Origin of the sequence: Brevundimonas sp. (assembly GCF_050729455.1) — a bacterium.
Lineage (GTDB): Bacteria > Pseudomonadota > Alphaproteobacteria > Caulobacterales > Caulobacteraceae > Brevundimonas.
The window spans coordinates 58,352-76,506 of record NZ_JBOHLI010000006.1; the positions used below are offsets into that span (position 1 = coordinate 58,352).

The following is an 18,155-nucleotide window of genomic DNA, read 5'->3' on the forward strand; positions in this document are numbered from 1 at the left end:
TGATCAGCCCCTGGAGATCGGGGCGGGCTTTCCGTTGAGGTAGCCGCCGAGCAGCGCCGACAGCATGTCCGGCGTGATGTTCAGATGCTCGATACTGTGCAGCTTGCCGGCGAATTCCTGGGCGGCCAGCCCCACCATCACGCCCGGCGGCTGGTCGCTGTAGATGGCGACGCGGGCGCGTTCCATTTCGGTCTTGGCCTGCTGGATGGTGCGAATGCGCTGGGCCTCGCCTTCCGCCGCGATCAACTTGGCGGCGGCCTCGGCTTCGGCTCTTCCGCGAGCGTTGTCGTCCTCGCGCTCGATCAGTTGCTTCTGGCGGCGCGCGAGTTCGATCTGGTTCGACAGTTCGTTTTCGGCGATAGCGCGCTCCTTTTCGACCGCAAGGGCCCGTCGCTCGAACGTGGCCTGGTCGGCCTGTTGCTGGAGCCGTTCGAAGGTCGGAGTCTTCAGCGCGCGTTCCAGTTCGCTGGCAGGCGATATGTCGGCGATGCGGATGTCGATGACGGTCAGGCCCATCTCGTCGAGCTTGGGCGAGGCGAGCATGCTGGCGGCGATCCGCTCATGCAGGGGGCGTACGCCGTTGGTCAGGATCTCGCCGACCTCGAGTTCGGTCAGATACTGGGCCGCGTGCTGTTGCATGACGCCGGCCAGAAGGCTTTCGATCTGCTCGACGGGCCGCCCCAGATGGAGACCGTTCCGCAAGTCGATGCTGAAGTCGATGCGGTCGGCCATGGCTTCCGGGTCGCCGATCCGCCAGACGGCGACGCCCTGGACCGTGACTTCCTGGAAGTCCCGCGAGCGGCTCTTGAACAGGAAGGGCAGTTCGCGGTCGTCCATCGGCAGCTGGGCGATGGAGGCGCCGTCGGGGGCGAACCAGAAGGCGAGGCCGCGGCCGGACTTGCGCCGCGTTCCGCGCCGGTAAAGCTGGATATGGGCGCTGGCGTCGCTGCGTAGCAGACGCCAGAAGCCGAATGATTTGATTTCCGCCATGACCAGCCCCCGCTGCGCTCGAATCGTCGAGCGTCGTTACGCCATTCAAACGGTTCAGTCCGCCGCGCGCAACGCCTCCAGCACGCCCTTGCCGTAGCGTTCCAGCTTGCCCGCGCCGACGCCGGAGATGCGGCCGAGGGCGTCGAGGTCGCGCGGTTCGCTGAGGGCGATCTCGACCAGGGTCTTGTCCTGGAAGATGACATAGGGCGGCACGTGCTGCTCGGCCGCGCGGTCGCGGCGCCAGGCGCGCAGGACCTCGAAGCGGGCGCGGACGTCGGTGTCCAGCGCCTCGGCGGCCAGGTTGCAGCCGGCGTTGCGGCGCGGGCGTTCGGCCTCGATCACGCGGACCGGGGCCTTGCGCACCTGAATGGGACGCTCGCCGCGATAGACGGCGCGGACGGCCTCGGGATCGCCCAGCTGGATGATGGGCTTGCCCTCGTTCGGGTCCTCGACCAGCAGGCCCTCGAACAGCAGGTGGTCGATGACGTCGCGCCAGGCGGTCAGCGACAGGTCGGCGCCGATGCCCCAGGTGGACAGGCTCGATTCCCAGTGTTGGACGTCCTTGGTCTTGCCCAGCAGATGGTCGACCACGCGGGTCCGGCCGAAGCGTTCGCCCAGACGCTGCACCGCCGCCAGGGCCTTCTGCGCCGGAACCACAGCGTCGAAGGTGGCGGGCGGATCGCCGCAGATGTCGCAGACGCCGCAGGCTTGCGCGTCGGCCTCGCCGAAATAGCGGCGCACGGCCTGGGGGCGGCAGACGGCGCCGTCCAGCATGGCGAACAGCTGGCGGACCTTGCGGGTCTGGACCTGTTTGACCTCCTCGGCCATCGGCCGGCCTTCGAGGCGGCGCAGCGACCAGGCGATGTCGGAGGGGCCGTAGAGGGTGATGCCCTCGGCGGGTTCGCCGTCGCGCCCGGCGCGGCCGATCTCCTGCCAGTAGGCCTCGAGGCTGCCGGGCGGATCGGCGTGGATGACGAAGCGGACGTCGGGTTTATCGACCCCCATGCCGAAGGCGATGGTGGCGACCATGACGGCGCCGTCCTCGGCCAGGAAACGCTCCAGCCGCCTGTCGCGGTCCTTGGCGTCGAAACCGGCGTGATAGGCGATGGCGTTGGTCCCGGCGTCGCGCAGGGTCTGGGCCACGCGTTCGCAGCCGTCGCGGCTGCCGCAATAGACCACGCCCGACTTGCCGCGCCGCTCGCGCACCAGATCGACCACGGCGGCGTCGGTGCGGGCGCGGCTGCCGTTGATCTTGCGCTCGGCGGACAGTTGCAGATTGGGTCGGGCGAAGCTGTCGACGAAGACGCGGGCCTCGCCGAGGCGCAGCGAGGCGAGGATGTCGTCGCGGGTGCGGGCGTCGGCGGTCGCCGTCACCGCGATGCGCGGGACGCCGGGGAAGATCTCGGCCAGACGGCCCAGCGAGCGATAGTCGGGACGGAAGTCGTGGCCCCATTGCGAGACGCAGTGGGCCTCGTCGATGGCGATCAGGCTGAGGTCGATCTCGGACAGGCGTTCCAGCATGGAGCCGGCGGCCAGGCCTTCGGGCGAGACATAGAGCAGGTCCAGCTCGCCCGAGCGGGCGGCGCGCCAGATGGCGGAGCGTTCCTCCATCGGCACGCCGGAATCGAGGCGGGCGGCGGCCACGCCCTGCTGCTTCAGGGCCTCGACCTGATCGGTCATCAGGGCGATCAGCGGCGACACCACCAGACCGACGCCGGGGCGCAGGATGGCCGGAATCTGATAGCAGACGCTCTTGCCGCCGCCGGTCGGCAACACGGCCATGACGTCGCGCCCGGCCAGAACCTCGGCCACGACATGGGCTTGCAGGCCGCGAAAATCGGCGTGGCCCCAGACCCGGCCCAGAACCTCGCGCGCGGCGCTCAGGTCGAGCGGGGCGGGCGGGGCGGAACGGCGGGGGTCTGCGAGCATCGGCGGGTTGTGCCTGATCCGTTCCGGGGTGTCACCCGCTTCTCCCGTCTTCCACCAGCACCGCTCATCCCGGCGAAGGCCGGGATCCAGATGAAATGACGGTCGGGTCAGCCTTGAAGGGCGACATTGCGCCTTCTGAACCAGCGGCGCGCCCTACAATCTGGATCCCGGCCTTCGCCGGGATGAGCGGAAAAGATCGAGGGGAGAAGGGAAGCAGAAATGTCGCTATAGGCTCCCCCATGACCACGATCCTCTATGGCCGCCCGCCCGCAGTGTTCGACGTTCCGACCGGGGCCGTGCAGACCTCGCCCCTGATCCCCGGCGCGACTGCGCTGGAAGACCTCGCCCCCGGTTCGGTGGACGAGGCGATGATCTACGCCCCGCCGGGCGTGGTGGAGCGGCGCTATACCCTGGCGATGGCGCTGCGGGCGCTGAAGGTCGGCGGACGCCTCGACGTCATGGCGCACAAGAGCAAGGGCGGCTCGCGTCTGGGCAAGGAGCTGAAGGATTTCGGCCTTGAGTTCGGCGAGACGGCCAAGGCGCACCATCGCCGCTGCGTCGTCATGCGTCCCGAGACGATCGAGGGCCTGGATGCGGCCATCAAGGCGGGCGCCCTGCAACAGGTCGCGGGGCTGGAAGCCTGGTCGCAGCCGGGCGTCTTCGCCTGGGATCGGGTCGATCCGGGCACGGCCCTGCTGGCCGGGGTCATGCCGCCGATGAAGGGCGCGGGCGCCGATCTGGGCAGCGGCTTCGGGGCTCTGTCGCTGGTGGCGCTGCGCTCGCCGGCGGTGACGAGCTTGCGTCTGGTCGACATCGACCGGCGCGCCGTGGCGGCGGCGAAGAAGAACGTCGAGGACCCGCGCGTCAGCTTTGAATGGGCCGACGTGCGCACCCTGCCGACGGCGGGCGAACTGAACTTCATCGTCAGCAATCCGCCCTTCCACGACGGCGGCACGGAAGACCGGCGTCTGGGCCAGAACTTCATCCGTCAGGCGGCGGCCCTGCTGAAGACCGGCGGCGTGCTGTGGCTGGTGGCCAACCGGCACCTGCCCTACGAGGCCGAGCTGAACGCCGCCTTCAAGCGGGTGAAGCCGGTGCTCGACAAGGGCGGGTACAAGATCTTTGAGGCGGTGAAGTAGTGGCCGCCAAAACACCCACGAGCCGCGTTGATAAACTCTTGGGTTCCATGGGCTACGGCTCGCGGGCTGAGATGGCGCGCATGGGCAAGGCGGGCGGCATCGTGCTGGACGGCGCTGATCTAACGGATGTGTCCAAACGCATCCCGGTGACGCCCGACCTGCCGAGCCGGATGGAGATCGACGGCGAGCCGCTGGACCCCGTGGCCGGTCTGGTCATGCTGCTGAACAAGCCGCTGGGCATGACCTGCTCGCGCAAGGAAGACGGGGCTCTGGTCTATGACATCCTGCCGGATCGGTGGAAGCGTCGCGACCCGGCCATCTCGACCATTGGGCGGCTGGACAAGCAGACCTCGGGCCTGCTGCTGCTGACCGACGACGGCGACCTGCTGCACCGGGTGATTTCGCCCAAGAGGCATGTGGCCAAGGTTTACCGGGCGACGCTGGCGCGGCCCCTGACCGGGACCGAAGGGGCGCTGTTCGCCTCGGGCGATCTGGTGCTGGAGGGCGAGGACAAGCCGCTGTCGCCCGCCGTTCTGGAAGTGGTGTCGCCGACCGAGGCCCTGCTGACCGTGACCGAGGGGCGCTATCATCAGGTGCGCCGCATGTTCGCCGCCGCCGGCAACCACGTCGAGGCCCTGCACCGCGAGCGGCTGGGCGGGCTGGTCCTGCCGGATGATCTGGGGCCGGGGGAGTGGCGGCTGCTGACGCCGGAACAGATCGAGTTGATCTTCGCCTGAGCTTGACCCCGCGCCCGCTCTCGCGCACCTCCATCCTATGACCCTGGCCAAGATCTGCGGACTGACGACGCCCGAGACGCTGGAGGCGGCGCTGCACGGCGGCGCGGCCTTTGTCGGGGCGGTGGTGTTTGAAAAGAGCCCGCGGCATATCCCGCCGCTGCACGCCGCGACCCTGTTCGACCGGGCGCGCAAGCGGGCGAAGATCGTCGCCGTTCTGGTCGATCCCGACGACGCCCTGCTGACCGAGGTGGGGCTGATCCTGCGGCCGGACCTGATCCAGCTGCACGGTCATGAGACGCCGCAGCGCGCCGCCGAGGTGCGACGGCTGACGGGGGCGGGGATCATCAAGGCCCTGCCGATCCGCAGCGAGGCCGACTTTGCGTCCGTACAGGACTGGACCGACGTGGCTGATCATCTGCTGTTCGACGCCAAGCCGCCCGAGGGTTCCAACCTGCCGGGTGGGGTGGGGGCTTCGTTCGACTGGGCGCTGATGCAAAATCGCGCGTTGCCGGCAAACTGGTTCCTCGCAGGCGGGCTGGATCCGCAAAATGTCACCGAGGCGGTGCGGATTTCGGGGGCGCCTTTGGTCGATGTCTCCTCTGGCGTCGAAAGCGAACCCGGTGTTAAGGACCCTGACCGCATCCGCGCCTTCCTTGAGGCCGTATCCCGGTCCTGATTTCGTCGCCTTCCCGCGAAAGACTGCCGCTCGTGAACGCACATCTGTCGAATACCCCCGAGTCCTACAGCTGGCCCGACGCCGAGGGCCGCTTCGGTCCCTATGGCGGCCGCTTCGTGCCCGAAACCCTGATGCCGCTGATTCACGAGCTGAATGCGGCCTATGAGGCGGCCAAGGCCGATCCGAGCTTCCAGGCCGAGCTGGACGGCTTCCTGACCCACTATGTCGGTCGCGAGAGCCCGCTCTATTTCGCCGAGCGTCTGACCGACCATTTCGGCGGGGCCAAGATCTGGCTGAAGCGCGAGGACCTGAACCACACGGGCGCGCACAAGATCAACAACTGCATGGGCCAGATCCTGCTGGCCCGGCGCATGGGCAAGACGCGGATCATCGCCGAGACCGGCGCCGGTCAGCACGGCGTGGCCTCGGCCACCGTCTGCGCGCGCTTCGGCCTGCCCTGCACCGTTTACATGGGCGCAGTCGACGTTGAACGTCAGCAGCCCAACGTCTTCCGCATGAAGCTGCTGGGGGCCGAGGTCGAGGCGGTGACGGCGGGGGCGGCGACGCTGAAGGACGCCATGAACGAGGCGATGCGCGACTGGGTCACCAACGTCGAGGACACCTATTACATCATCGGCACGGCGGCGGGCCCGGCCCCCTATCCGGCCATGGTGCGCGACTTCCAGTCGGTCATCGGCAAGGAGATCAGGCGTCAGTCGCTAGCCCAGATCGGGCGCTTACCCGACGCCGTGGTGGCCTGCATCGGCGGCGGCTCCAACGCCATCGGCGCCATGCACCCCTTCATCGAGGACGAGGGCGTGCGCCTGATCGGCGTCGAGGCGGCGGGCCATGGTCTGGACACCCCCGAACACGCCGCCAGCCTGAAGGGCGGCCGCCCCGGCGTGCTGCACGGCAACCGCACCTATCTGCTGCAGGACGCCGACGGTCAGATTCTGGAAGGCCACTCGATCTCGGCCGGTCTGGACTACCCAGGCATCGGGCCGGAGCACGCCTGGCTGAATGATCTGGGGCGCGGCGAGTACCTGTCGGCCACCGACGACGAGGCGCTGGAGGCGTTCCAGATGCTGTCCAGGCTGGAAGGCATCATCCCGGCGCTGGAGCCCTCCCACGCCCTCGCCCGCATCGGCGAGGTGGCGAAGGAGGTCGGCAAGGACGGCGACGTGGTCCTGGTCCTGTCGGGCCGGGGCGACAAGGACATTTTCACCGTGGCCAAGCATCTGGGCGTGGAGCTTTGAGCATGAAGACCCTTCTGATCGCGGCCCTGGCCGCCGCCGTGTCGCCGACCTTGGCCCTGGCGCAAACACCGGCGTCCGCCGCTCAGGCTGCGCCGGGGCCGCAGGGCGCGCCCGCCGCCGACACGCCTCTGCTGGGCGTGGCCCAGGCGGCGCCGGACTGCGGCAACCTGCACGGGTTGAACGGCCGCGCCTTCTGCGTCACCGCGCCGCTCGCGGGCGTCGGCGCCCTGGCCGAGAGCTATGTCGCCCATTTCGAGGGGCAGGGCTGGCTGGTCGCGGGCGGCGACGACAACCGCGTCGTCTTCATCAAGCGCAAGGACGGCGGCGTCTGCGACGGTCTGCAGATGGTGGCCTTCTACGACACCGCGCGCCCCTCGGCGCCGGAGGCGCCGGGTTACCTCGGCTTCGCCACCATCCCCGGCAACGTCTGCGCCGGCCAGACGGCGGCGGCTGGAGCGACGCCCCAGTGACGACCGCTCGCATCGACGCCCGTTTCGCCGCGCTGAAGGCCGAGGGCCGGGCTGGCTTTATTCCCTATGTCATGACCGGCGATCCCAGCCGGGACGAGGCGCTGGAGATCCTGCGCGGCCTGCCCGCCGCCGGGGCCGATCTGATCGAATTGGGACTGGCCTTCTCCGATCCCATGGCCGAGGGGCCCCCGATCCAGCGCGCCGCTCTGCGCGGGCTGGCGGCGGGGATGACCCTGCGTGGCACGCTGGATCTGGTGGCGGACTTCCGGGCGGGCGACGACGCCACGCCGGTCATCCTGATGGGCTATCTGAACCCGGTGGAAAGCTATGGCTATGAAGCCTTCGCGCGCGACGCGGCGGCGGCGGGCGTGGACGGGCTGATCGTGGTCGATTGCCCGCCGGAAGAGGCCGGGCCTCTGGCCGCCGCGCTGGACGCGGCCCAGGTGTCGCTGATCCGTCTGGCCACCCCGACCTCGGACGACGACCGGCTGAAGGTCATCGCGCGCGGCACTTCGGGCTTTGTCTATTACGTCTCGGTCGCGGGCGTGACGGGCGTGAAGGAGGCCCAGGCCGCCGCTGTCGCCCCCGCCGTCGAACGGGTCCGCAGGGCCGCGAACCTGCCGGTCGCTGTCGGCTTCGGCGTCAAGACGCCCGAACGCGCCGCCGAGATCGCCCGCGTGGCCGATGCGGTGGTGGCCGGCTCGGTCTTCGTCGACGAAGTGGCCGCCGCGTTGGCGGCGAACGAACCCGCCGTGCCCCGCGTTCTGGCCAGGGTGAAGGCTCTGGCCGATGCAGTTCGCACTGCTCGTGCTAGTGCTTCCGTCGCGGAAACCGTCTAAAGGCGCGCTCATGGTCGACAAGAATCCTGAGAACAAGCCGCGCGGCGGCTGGCTGTCCCGCTTCGCTCCGGGCGTGCGCAAGATCGTCAGCCGGCGCGACACGCCCGACAATCTGTGGGTCAAGGACCCGGACAGCGGCGAGATGCTGTTCCGCCCGGACCTGGAGGCGGCCCTGTGGGTCACGCCGTCGGGCCGCCATATGCGGATCAATGCGCCGACGCGCCTGAAGGCCACCTTCGACGACGGTCAGTTCGAGAGCATCGACACGCCGGACGTGCCGGAAGACCCGCTGAAGTTCTCGGACGGCAAGCCCTACAAGGACCGCCTGAACGCGGCGCGCAAGGCCGCCGGCCGCAAGGACACCATGGCGATCGGCTTCGGCAAGATCGACGGCGTGGCCGCGGTCGTCATCGTCCAGGACTTCACCTTCATGGGCGGGTCGCTGGGCATGGCGGCGGGCGAGGCCTTCGTCGCCGCCGCCCGTGAAGCCGTGAAGCGCGGCGTGCCCTTCGTCTGCTTCACCGCCGCCGGCGGCGCGCGGATGCAGGAAGGCGCGCTCAGCCTGATGCAGATGGCCCGCACCACCCTGGCCGTGCAGGAAGTGAAGGCGGCGCAGTTGCCTTACGTCGTCGTCCTGACCGACCCGACCACGGGGGGCGTCACCGCCTCCTACGCCATGCTGGGCGACGTCCACCTGGCCGAGCCGGGCGCCCTGATCGGCTTCGCCGGTCCGCGCGTGATCGAGACCACCATCCGCGAGAAACTGCCGCCGGGCTTCCAGCGCGCCGAGTATCTGCAGGGCAAGGGCATGGTCGACAAGGTCGTGGCGCGCGGCGACCTGCCGACGACGCTGGGCCAGATCCTGTCCATGCTGATGGGCGGCAAGCGCAAGGCGGCCTAAGGGCGCCGCATGGACCCGATCTCGGAACGCCTGCGCGCGCGCCATCCCCAGCGCATCGACCTGTCGCTGGACCGGATGCGGGCGCTGTGCGCGGCGCTGGGTGATCCGCAAGATCGCCTGCCGCCGGTGGTCCATGTCGCCGGAACCAACGGCAAGGGTTCGACCGTGTCCCTGATCCGGGCCATCGCCGAGGCGGCAGGCCTGCGGGTCCACGCCTACACCTCGCCGCATCTGGTGCGTTTCAACGAGCGCATCAGGCTAGCCGGGACGCTGATCAGCGACGACTATCTCAACGACGTCCTGGATCGCATTGAAGCCGTGTCGGGCGAGGCCACCGTGTTCGAGAGCACGACCGCCGCCGCCTTTGTGGCCATGAGCGAGACCCCCGCCGATCTGGCTGTCATCGAGGTGGGGCTGGGCGGCTCGCTGGACGCCACCAACGTCATCGACCGGCCGCTGCTGAGCGTCATCACCCCCGTCGATCTGGATCACGCCGAGTTCCTGGGCGACAAGATCGAGGGCGTCGCCGCCGAGAAGGCGGGCATCCTGAAGGCCGGGGCGCGCGGCGTCATCGCCCGACAGTCCGAAGCCGTCATGGCCGTGATCGAACGCCGCGCCGCCGAGGTCCGTTCGCCGCTGACCGTCATGGGCGTGGACTTCGACGCCTGGGCCGAGCGCGGCGGGCTGGTCTATCAGGATCAGGAGCGCTTCCTCGACCTGCCGGCCCCGGCGCTGAGCGGGCCGCATCAGTTCGACAACGCCGGCGTGGCCGTGGCCGCCGCGCTGGAGCTGGACCTGCCCGAAGCCGCCATCGCCGCGGGCTTGAAAGCCGTGCGCTGGCCCGCGCGGATGCAGCGGCTGACGGCGGGGCCCTATGCCGAAAAAGCCCAAGCCGCCGACGCCGAGCTGTGGCTGGACGGCGGGCACAATCCCCACGCCGGACGCGCCCTGGCCCGGACCCTGGCCGAGCGTCAGGCGCGGGCCCCGCGCCCCCTGGCCCTGATCGTCGCCATGCTGGCCAACAAGGACGCGGGCGGCTTCTTCGAGGCGCTGAAGGGCGTCGACGCCCAGGTCTTCACCGTGGCCTTCGACGGCGCCGCCGCCGACCCGGCGGCCCTGGCTGCGGTGGCGCAGGGACGGGGCTTCGGCGCCCTGCCGACGGCCTCGGTGGACGAGGCTCTGGACCGGGCGTTGGCGCTGGGCGCGGGCCGCATCGTCATCTGCGGTTCGCTTTATCTGGCCGGCGAGGTGCTGGGCGCCAGCCCCGAGACGTATCCGGTCTAGGCGCGGCACTCAAAAACCCCGTCACCCTCGGGCTTGTCCCGAGGGCCTATGGCGGCTGCAAGCGCTGAGCTTCGTCGCCTGGATTGCGCCCGTCGTCTCAACGACCCGAGGCGCGTGGCGGAACGATAGGCCCTCGGGACAAGCCCGAGGGTGACGGTCGTGGTGGGGTCAGCCCTGCAGCAGGGCGCCGAGGCGCTGGCCCATTTCCTCGGCCATGGCCTGAACCCCGTTCAGGGGGCGCATCATGACTTCGAAATCGACGATCTGGCCGTCTTCGTTGAAGCGGATGAAGTCGATGCCTTTCACGCCGCGCTCGCCGACGCGGGCTTTCCTTCGGTTAGAGGGCGGCGGCCAGGCGCACGCCCTGGTCGATGGCGCGTTTGGCGTCCAGTTCGGCGGCCACGTCGGCCCCGCCGATCAGGCGGACCGAGCAGCCGCGCGCGACCAGATCGTCGTGCAGGTCGCGCAAGGGCTCCTGCCCGGCGCAGATGACCACATGATCGACCGGCAGGGTCTTGTCGGCGCCGTCGATAGTGACGTGCAGGCCCTCGTCGTCGATGCGGCGGTAGGCGACGCCGCTGGCGGTGACGACGCCGTGCATCTTCAGGGCGGCGCGGTGAATCCAGCCGGTGGTGCGGCCCAGACGCTCGCCGACCTTGCCGGTCGAGCGCTGCATCAGGAAGACCTGGCGTTCCGCCGGTTCGACCTGCGGCGCCGTGCGGCCCCCGGCGGCGCGGTAGTCGGGATCGACGCCCCAGGTGCGGAAGAAGCGGTCGATCGACGGCGGCTCATGCCGCTCGACCAGGTATTCGCTGACGTCGTGGCCGATGCCCCCGGCGCCGATGACGGCCACGGTCTTGCCCACCGGAACCTCGTCACGCAGGACGTCGAGATAGGACAGGGTCTTGGCGTGGTCGATCCCGTCGATCTCGGGCGTGCGCGGGCTGACGCCGGTGGCCAGGACGATCTCGTCAAAGCCCTCGTCGGCCAGGGCGTTCGCCTCGGCGCGGGTGTTCAGGCGGACCTTGACCCCCGTCAAATCCAGCTGCTTGCGGAAGTAGCGCAGGGTCTCGCCGAACTCCTCCTTGCCGGGGATCTTGCGGGCGATGTTGAACTGGCCGCCGACCGCGCCGGCCGCTTCGATCAGGGTCACGTCATGGCCGCGCTCGGCGGCGGTGACGGCGAAGGCGAGGCCGGCCGGACCGGCGCCGACGACGGCGATGGTCTTGGCCGTTTCAGCCGGGGCGATGACCAGCTCGGTCTCGTGACAGGCGCGCGGATTGACCAGGCAGGAGGTGATCTTGCCGGCGAAGGTGTGGTCCAGGCAGGCCTGGTTGCAGCCGATGCAGGTGTTGATCTCGTCGGCGCGGTTCTCGCGCGCCTTTTGCACGAAGGCAGCGTCGGCCAGCAGGGGCCGGGCCATCGACACCATGTCGCAATAGCCGTCGGCCAGCAGGCTCTCGGCCACCTCGGGCGTATTGATGCGGTTGGTGGCGACCAGGGGGATGGAGACCTCGTCTTTCAGGCGCTTGGTCACCCAGGCGAAGGCCGCGCGCGGGACGCTGGTGGCGATGGTGGGGATGCGGGCCTCGTGCCAGCCGATGCCGGTGTTGAGGATGGTGGCGCCCGCCGCCTCGACGGCCTTGGCCAGTTGCGCCACTTCGTCGGCGGTCGAACCGCCCTCGACCAGATCGAGCATCGACAGGCGGTAGATGATGATGAAGTCGGGGCCGACCTTCTCACGCGTGCGGCGCACGATCTCGAGCGGCAGGCGGATGCGGTTCTCGTAGGCGCCGCCCCATTCGTCGTCGCGCTGGTTGGTGCGGGCGGCGATGAACTCGTTGATCAGATAACCTTCGGAGCCCATGACCTCGACGCCGTCATAGCCGGCGGACTGGGCCAGGGCGGCGCAGTTGACGAAATCGGCGATGGTCTGCTCGACCTCTTCCCCGGTCAGGGCGTGGGGGGCGAAGGGGGTGATGGGGGCCTGAATGGCCGAGGGGGCGACCAGGTCGGGGTGATAGGCGTAGCGGCCGAAATGCAGGATCTGCAGGGCGATCTTGCCGCCCTCGGCGTGGACGGCCTTGGTGACCAGGCGGTGGTGTTCGGCCTCTTCCTCGGTGGTCAGCTTGGCGCCCCAGGGCATGGGGCGGCCGCGCTCGTTGGGCGAGATGCCGCCGGTGACGATCAGCCCGACCTCGCCGCGCGCCCGCTCGGCGTAGAAGGCGGCCATGCGCTCGAAGCCGTTCTCGACCTCCTCCAGCCCCACGTGCATCGAGCCCATCAGCACCCGGTTCTTGAGGGTGGTGAAGCCGAGGTCGAGGGGCTTCAGCAGTTCGGGATAGGGCATGGGCACGATCTTTATGCAATCAGTTGCATAACTAGTATCGCGGTCTTGCTATTATGCAATGGCCTGTCCCCGGCGCTTTCCCCGGGCGAGCCAGGGAGGAAAGGCGGGGAAAAGCAAAAAGGCGGCGCATCTTGCGACACGCCGCCCCATTCGGCCTCACCTGACGGCTCAGCCACCCTTCCCATGAAGGGAAGGGTGAATTTCTAGTCGGCCTTGACGCCGGCCTCGGCCAGCCATTCGACGATCTTGCCCTTGGGCATGGCGCCGACCTTCATCGAGGCCAGTTGGCCGTCCTTGAACAGCATCAGGGTCGGGATGCCTTTGACGCCCATCTTGGACGGGGTCATGGGGCTGTCGTCGATGTTGACCTTGGCGATCGTCACCTGACCGGCCAGCTCGTCCGAGATTTGCTCCAGGGCCGGGCCGATCTGCTTGCAGGGGCCGCACCACTCGGCCCAGAAGTCCACCAGGACGGGGGTCGAGGATTTCAGGACGTCGGCGTCGAAGCTTTCGTCGGTGACTTTCACGGTCGCCATGAATGGCTCTCCTTTAGGGGTGCTATCGCTCGGCCCGCGGGGCCTAGCTGCTTGAGCACGCATTTTGGTGCGCTAACGCTCGGTCCGCCGGACCTCGCTGCTTGAGCGCGTTGATATCAGCCGCAGATGTGGGTGCGATTTGCGCACAAATCAACGCGCATTTGAAAGCGCCGCGTCCATCAGGGTTTGCGGCACGGCCATCAGCTTGGGTCCGTCGGTCCAGACCAGGGCCGCCTCGACCGCACGCTCGGGATAGAGACGACGCAGCACCGCCGTATAGACCGCCATCTGCAGGACATAGGCCGGGTCGGCGTCCTCGACATGATCCGGGGCCGGACGGTTGGACTTGAAGTCCACGACCAGCACCCGTTCGGGCGTGACCACCAGCCGGTCGATGCGGCCCGAGATGGAGACGCCGGAGGGCAGGTCGGGCGAGGCGCCGGTCAGGGCCACCTCGGCGCGGCTACCCGCGCCGAAGACGGGGTTGAAGCGGGCGTCGTCCAGCACGGCGAAGGCGGCGCCGATCATCTCGGCGCGCTGCTCGTCCGACAGGTCGCGTTCGCGCGCCAACATCCGCACGGCGGCGTCGGGCCGGTCGGCGGGGGCGATGTCGGGCAGGCGTTCCAGCAGGCGGTGGATCAGGTCGCCGCGCCGGAAGCGGCCGAGCCCGGCGCCGGGGCCTTCGCCGCGCGCCAGCGGCGACGGGGCGGGGATGCGCTTCTGCTCCTGCATCTGCGACGGCGAGGCGAAGCGGGCGGCGGCGTCGCGGGCGGGCGTCTGGCGCGTCCAGTCGGGGGCTTCGGGGCGTTGCTCGGTCGCGGCCACGACAGCGGGCAGGACGTCGAGATCAACGCCGTAGCGGCGGACGTTGCTGTCGAGGGTGCGGACCTCGTCGCCGAGGCGGTTGAAGGTCTCCTCGATGACCGACCACCAGTCGCCGGGTTCAGGCGAGCGCTTGGAGCCTCGGCCCATGACGATGACCCGGTCGCGGGCGCGGGTCAGGGCGACGTAGAGCAGGCGCAGGGACTCGTCGCTGACGCGGGCCTCGCGGGCGTCGCGGGCGGCCTTCGACGCGGCGCAGTCTTCCCTGGACGAGCCGGGGCACATCAGCCAGGCCTCGCCGTCTTCGGTCGCGACCGGCATCAGGCTCGGCCCCTGCGCCTTCGCCTTCATGGTGGTGTCGGGCAGGATGACGACGGGCGCCTCCAGCCCCTTGGCGCCGTGGACGGTCATGACGCGGACCTCGCCGCGCGGGCCTTCCAGCTCGCGTTTGACCTCGACGTCGGCGGTTTCCAGCAGAGCGAGGCAGGTCTCGAGGTCCACCCCGCCCCGGTTCTCGGCGGCCAGGACCTGATTGAGGGTCTCGTCGATGGCTTCTTCGGCCTCGCGGCCCAATCGCGTAAGCACGCGGGCGCGGCCCGAGACGCCCGTGTCGTCCACCCGATTCAGCAGCGTCGAGAAGAAGGCGAAGGGGGCGCCGTCGCGCGCGGCGCGGGCGCTCAGGCACAGGTCCAGCGCGCGGCGCCATTCGGGACGTTCGTCGGCGCGGCTCTTCAGTTCGCGCCACAGGCCCTGACGTTTCTCGCGCCCGGCCAGGTCATAGAGCGAGGCCTCGTCCACGTCGCAGAAGGGGCTGCGCAGCACTTCGGCCAGCGACAGGTCGTCGCCCGGGAAGAGGGCGAACCGGGCCAGCGCCTTCAGGTCGTCGAAGATGATGTGGCTGGACAGCTTCAGCCGGTCGGCGCCGGCGACCGGCACGCCCGCGCTCTTCAGGGCGCGGATGATCTCTTCGAAGGTCGCGTCACGGCGACGCACGAGGATCAGGAAATCGCCATAGCCGCTGGCGCGCGGCTGGCGGTTCGAACGGTCATAGACGGTCGCCCCAGTCTCGACCTGACGTTTGATCTCCTGGGCCAGGGCGGCGGCCATGCGCTTACGGGCGCCGGCGACGCCTTCCTGGTCGACCGGGTCGTCCCAGGCGTCGCGCTCGGGCGGGGCCTCGTCCATGAACAGGGGCCAGAGGTCGACGCTGCCGCGCTGGCCGACGCGGGCGGGCAGGTGGCGGGGAATGTCGCCCGCCTCGCCCACCAGGGCGCGGGTCCGCTCGGGATCGGTGAAGGCGTGATCGACAAAGGCCAGAACGTCCTCGGTCGAGCGGTAGGAGGTCTCCAGCGGCACGCCCTCGAAGGCCGAGCCCGAGGCCCGGATCAGGGCGTCATAGACCTGGGCTTCCTGACGCAGGCGTTCCGGCCGGGCGCCCTGGAAGGAGTAGATCGACTGTTTCTCGTCGCCCACGGCGAAGACGGTGCGGTCGGTTTCCTCGCCCGAGAAGAACTCGCCGGTCAGGGCGCGCATGATGGCCCACTGTTCCGGCGCCGTGTCCTGGGCCTCGTCGATCAGGACGTGGTCGATGCCGCCGTCCAGCTTGTACAGCACCCAGGCGGCGGTCGAGCGTTCGGTCAGCAGGTCGACCGTCTTCGCCACCAGGTCGGAGAAGTCCAGCGCCCCGCGCTCGGCCTTGGCGGCCTCGTAGAAGGCGGCGTGGGCCACGGCCAGGGTCAGCAGCCTGATGGTGTCGGCGGCGACCTTGGCGGCGCGCACCACGTCCAGCGTGGCCAGATACTTGTCCTGCAGATCGGTCAGCCAGCCGCCCGCGTCGGGCGGGGCCTGCTTGGTGGCCATCGACTTGCGCGGCGAGCCCGTGCCGGTGAGGAAGACGACGCCGAGGCCGTGGAAGCTCCACTCGTGATCGAGGGCGTGGAACAGCTCGGCGGCGCGGTCCTTGTCGGTCTTGCCGCCGGTCGCCATCAGCTCGGCCATGCGGCGGACCTCGCCCCGGTCCAGCCAGCGGATGAAGTCGGCCTCGATGTCGTCGGGCGTCAGTTCGGGGTCGGCGCCGGTCAGGGCGTGCGGACCGGGGGCCGCCCCGTCACCGACGCGGGCGACATAGTCGGTCAGATCGGCGCGCCTGGCCTCGATCATGGCCAGCAGGCTCTCGAAGCGGCCCCAGTCCAGCTCGACGGCGAAATGGCTGTAGGCCTGACCCACCGGGCCGTCCGGGTCCTTGAGCGCGGCGCGGGCCAGTTCCTCGCGCGCGGCATGGCTGAGGGCGACGGCGGCTTCGTTCTCCAGCACGGTGAAGCGCGGCGAGACGCCCGCCTCGATGGGGAAGCGGCGCAGCAGCTTTTCGCAGAAGGCGTGGATGGTCTGGATCTTCAGCCCGCCCGGCGTCTCCAGCGCGCGGGCGAACAGGCGCCGCGCCTCGGACAGGCGGACGGGATTGAGGCCAGCGGGATCGCTGGCGTCCAGCCTGGCCAGTTCAGCGGACAGGGCGGCGTCGTCCATGACCGCCCACTTGCCCAGGGTCTCGAACAGGCGGGCCTGCATCTCGGCGGCGGCGGCCTTGGTGTAGGTGACGCACAGGATGGCCGAGGCCCCGGCCCCGCCCAGCAGCAGGCGGGCCACCCGGCTGACCAGGGTGGTGGTCTTGCCCGAGCCGGCGTTGGCGGTGACGAAGACCGACAAGGCCGGATCGGCGGCGCGGATCTGCGGATCGGGTCGCATCTGCGGAGTGGCGATGTTCATTCGCTGTCGCCTTCTTCGCCGCCGACGACGTGCCATTCCCAGACGCGAGCCAGATGGTCGTAGTTGCCGCCGTAATTGCCCATGAACTGGGGCGCGGCCCAGGAGACATAGGGGGTGTCGGGATGGTCGAAGCGGGCCACCCGTTTCTTCAGCCCCTCCAGCGCCGCTTCGCCCAGCGCCGCCGCTTCGGGACCGGAGGCGCGCACGGCGACCTCGCCCGCCTTCTTGCGGCCGACGACGCGGACATAGGTCAGTTCGTCGGCGGGGACCGGCCCATTGGTGTCCTTGAAGCCGCCGTCGGCGAGGATGGCGGCGGTCAGGGTCAGCTGGGGCGCGAAGCCCGCCTTGACCTGCTTGGCCGAGGGCGCGGCGCCGGTCTTGAAGTCCATGATGGCGGCGCCCGTAGCCCCGACCTCGATGCGGTCGGCGTAGGCCTTCATGGTGAAGGGGCCGGCGGGGGCGTCGAAGGTCATCGTGCCTTGCTGTTCGATCAGCAGGTTGACGCCGCGCGCCCGGCGCTCGGCCTCGAACCCGGCCAGCCAGCGAGCGCAGTTGCGCGCCAGCGGGGTCTCGCGGGCCATGGCGGCCTCTTCGAAGCCGTGGGCGGTCAGCTCCTCGATCAGCAGCTGCTCGATCTGTTCTTCGCAGTCGTCGGGCAGGACGTGGGGCCACATCAGGGTCATGCGCTCGATGGCCTTGTGCACGGCGTTGCCGCGCGCCATCGCCTCGGCCGAGGCGCCGGGCCGGTCCATGATGCTCAGGCCCAGCACCCACTGGGCGTAGATGGCGTAGGGGTCGCGGACCCAGCGCTCGATGCGGGTGACATAGAGACTGCGCGGGCGGCGTTCGACCGGCGGGCGCGGGGCGGGACGCGGCGCGAAGCGGGCGGCGCCGGGCGGCGGGGCGTCCAGGGCGCGGGTCCAGTCGGCCAGACCTTCGGGGGCGGGAATGGAGACCGGGGTGGCTGGGGCGTCGGCGCCGCGCGTCAGCATCTCTAGGCGCCACAGCCAGCGCGAGCGCACGGCGGGCTGGCCGCCGCGTCGTTCGCAGTGGATCAGGATGGCCTCGTCGGCGCAGGCGGCCTGGACGAAGTCTTGCGCCGTCTGGCCCAGACGCCGCTCGGGCGTGGGCAGGCCCAGAGCCTTCCTCATCGGGCGCGACAGGAAGGGATCGACCGGGGCGGGACGAGGCCAGACGCCTTCCTCCAGCCCGGCCAGGATCATGCGGTCGGCGCGGGTCAGGCGGGCCTCGATGGCCCCCAGAATGCGCAGGCGCGGGTGGGTGGCGCCGCCGGTGCGCACGGTCTCCTCGCCCAGCAGACCGGCCACCAGAGCGGCGAAGTCGGCGCGACTGACGGCGCCCAGCGCGCCGCCGCCGTCGATCAGGGCGGACAGCAGGGAGGCGGCGGCCTCGCCGTCGGGACCGGCCCAGGCGTTCTGACCGGCCAGCGCCTCGATCAGGGC

15 protein-coding genes are annotated in these 18,155 nt (G+C 70.0%); 8 read left to right on the plus strand and 7 right to left on the minus strand.

Annotation, left to right across the window (positions count from 1 at the left end):
* Positions 1-3: 3 nt before the first annotated feature.
* Positions 4-990 carry an SPFH domain-containing protein gene (locus ACREEF_RS03180; protein ID WP_431564161.1) on the minus strand — a complete coding sequence of 329 codons (987 nt, stop codon included), beginning with the start codon at positions 988-990 and terminating at the stop codon, positions 4-6.
* A 54-nt stretch (positions 991-1,044) separates the two neighbouring features.
* Positions 1,045-2,919: a DNA helicase RecQ gene (gene recQ, locus ACREEF_RS03185; protein WP_431564162.1), complete on the minus strand. Its 1,875-nt coding sequence runs from the start codon at positions 2,917-2,919 to the stop codon at positions 1,045-1,047.
* A 239-nt stretch (positions 2,920-3,158) separates the two neighbouring features.
* On the opposite strand from recQ, the gene ACREEF_RS03190 reads away from it, so the two are divergent.
* The 8 genes from ACREEF_RS03190 to ACREEF_RS03225 are packed head-to-tail and all read left to right on the plus strand — an operon-like array spanning position 3,159 to position 10,221.
* Positions 3,159-4,058, plus strand: a complete 900-nt coding sequence (locus tag ACREEF_RS03190; RefSeq protein WP_431564163.1) for a class I SAM-dependent methyltransferase — start codon at positions 3,159-3,161, stop codon at positions 4,056-4,058.
* A gap of 47 nt (positions 4,059-4,105) precedes the next feature.
* Positions 4,106-4,795: a pseudouridine synthase gene (locus ACREEF_RS03195; RefSeq protein ID WP_431564173.1), complete on the plus strand. Its 690-nt coding sequence runs from the start codon at positions 4,106-4,108 to the stop codon at positions 4,793-4,795.
* 37 nt (positions 4,796-4,832) lie between these two features.
* The gene (locus tag ACREEF_RS03200) at positions 4,833-5,471 is read left to right on the plus strand and encodes a phosphoribosylanthranilate isomerase (protein WP_431564164.1); all 639 of its coding nucleotides are present in this window, start codon (positions 4,833-4,835) and stop codon (positions 5,469-5,471) included.
* Positions 5,472-5,515: 44 nt separating this feature from the next.
* Complete coding sequence (gene trpB, locus ACREEF_RS03205; protein ID WP_431564174.1) at positions 5,516-6,727, plus strand: tryptophan synthase subunit beta; 1,212 nt, start codon at positions 5,516-5,518, stop codon at positions 6,725-6,727.
* Between the two features lie 2 nt (positions 6,728-6,729).
* Positions 6,730-7,197, plus strand: a complete 468-nt coding sequence (locus ACREEF_RS03210; protein ID WP_431564165.1) for a hypothetical protein — start codon at positions 6,730-6,732, stop codon at positions 7,195-7,197.
* Complete coding sequence (trpA, locus tag ACREEF_RS03215) at positions 7,194-8,036, plus strand: tryptophan synthase subunit alpha (RefSeq protein WP_431564166.1); 843 nt, start codon at positions 7,194-7,196, stop codon at positions 8,034-8,036. The genes ACREEF_RS03210 and trpA overlap by 4 nt, the downstream gene beginning before the upstream one ends.
* Positions 8,005-8,937 (plus strand): acetyl-CoA carboxylase carboxyltransferase subunit beta, encoded by a 933-nt coding sequence (locus ACREEF_RS03220; protein ID WP_431564175.1) that lies wholly within the window; start codon positions 8,005-8,007, stop codon positions 8,935-8,937. The genes trpA and ACREEF_RS03220 overlap by 32 nt, the downstream gene beginning before the upstream one ends.
* 9 nt (positions 8,938-8,946) lie before the next feature.
* On the plus strand, positions 8,947-10,221 hold the full coding sequence (locus tag ACREEF_RS03225; RefSeq protein WP_431564167.1) for a bifunctional folylpolyglutamate synthase/dihydrofolate synthase: 1,275 nt from the start codon (positions 8,947-8,949) through the stop codon (positions 10,219-10,221).
* Between the two features lie 168 nt (positions 10,222-10,389).
* On the opposite strand, the gene ACREEF_RS03230 is transcribed toward ACREEF_RS03225, so the two are convergent.
* The 5 genes from ACREEF_RS03230 to ACREEF_RS03250 all read right to left on the minus strand — a co-directional run.
* Positions 10,390-10,527, minus strand: coding sequence for a hypothetical protein (locus ACREEF_RS03230; protein ID WP_431564168.1), 138 nt, complete (start codon positions 10,525-10,527; stop codon positions 10,390-10,392).
* 31 nt (positions 10,528-10,558) lie between these two features.
* Entirely contained in the window at positions 10,559-12,571 is a 2,013-nt protein-coding gene (locus ACREEF_RS03235; RefSeq protein ID WP_431564169.1) for an FAD-dependent oxidoreductase, read from the minus strand.
* Positions 12,572-12,774: 203 nt separating this feature from the next.
* Positions 12,775-13,107, minus strand: a complete 333-nt coding sequence (gene trxA, locus ACREEF_RS03240; RefSeq protein ID WP_105564921.1) for a thioredoxin — start codon at positions 13,105-13,107, stop codon at positions 12,775-12,777.
* Between the two features lie 150 nt (positions 13,108-13,257).
* Positions 13,258-16,692: a double-strand break repair helicase AddA gene (gene addA / locus ACREEF_RS03245; protein WP_431564170.1), complete on the minus strand. Its 3,435-nt coding sequence runs from the start codon at positions 16,690-16,692 to the stop codon at positions 13,258-13,260.
* Positions 16,689-18,155 (minus strand): PD-(D/E)XK nuclease family protein (locus ACREEF_RS03250; RefSeq protein ID WP_431564171.1); only part of this gene is annotated, 1,467 nt, incomplete at its 5' end. The genes ACREEF_RS03250 and addA, both read right to left, overlap by 4 nt.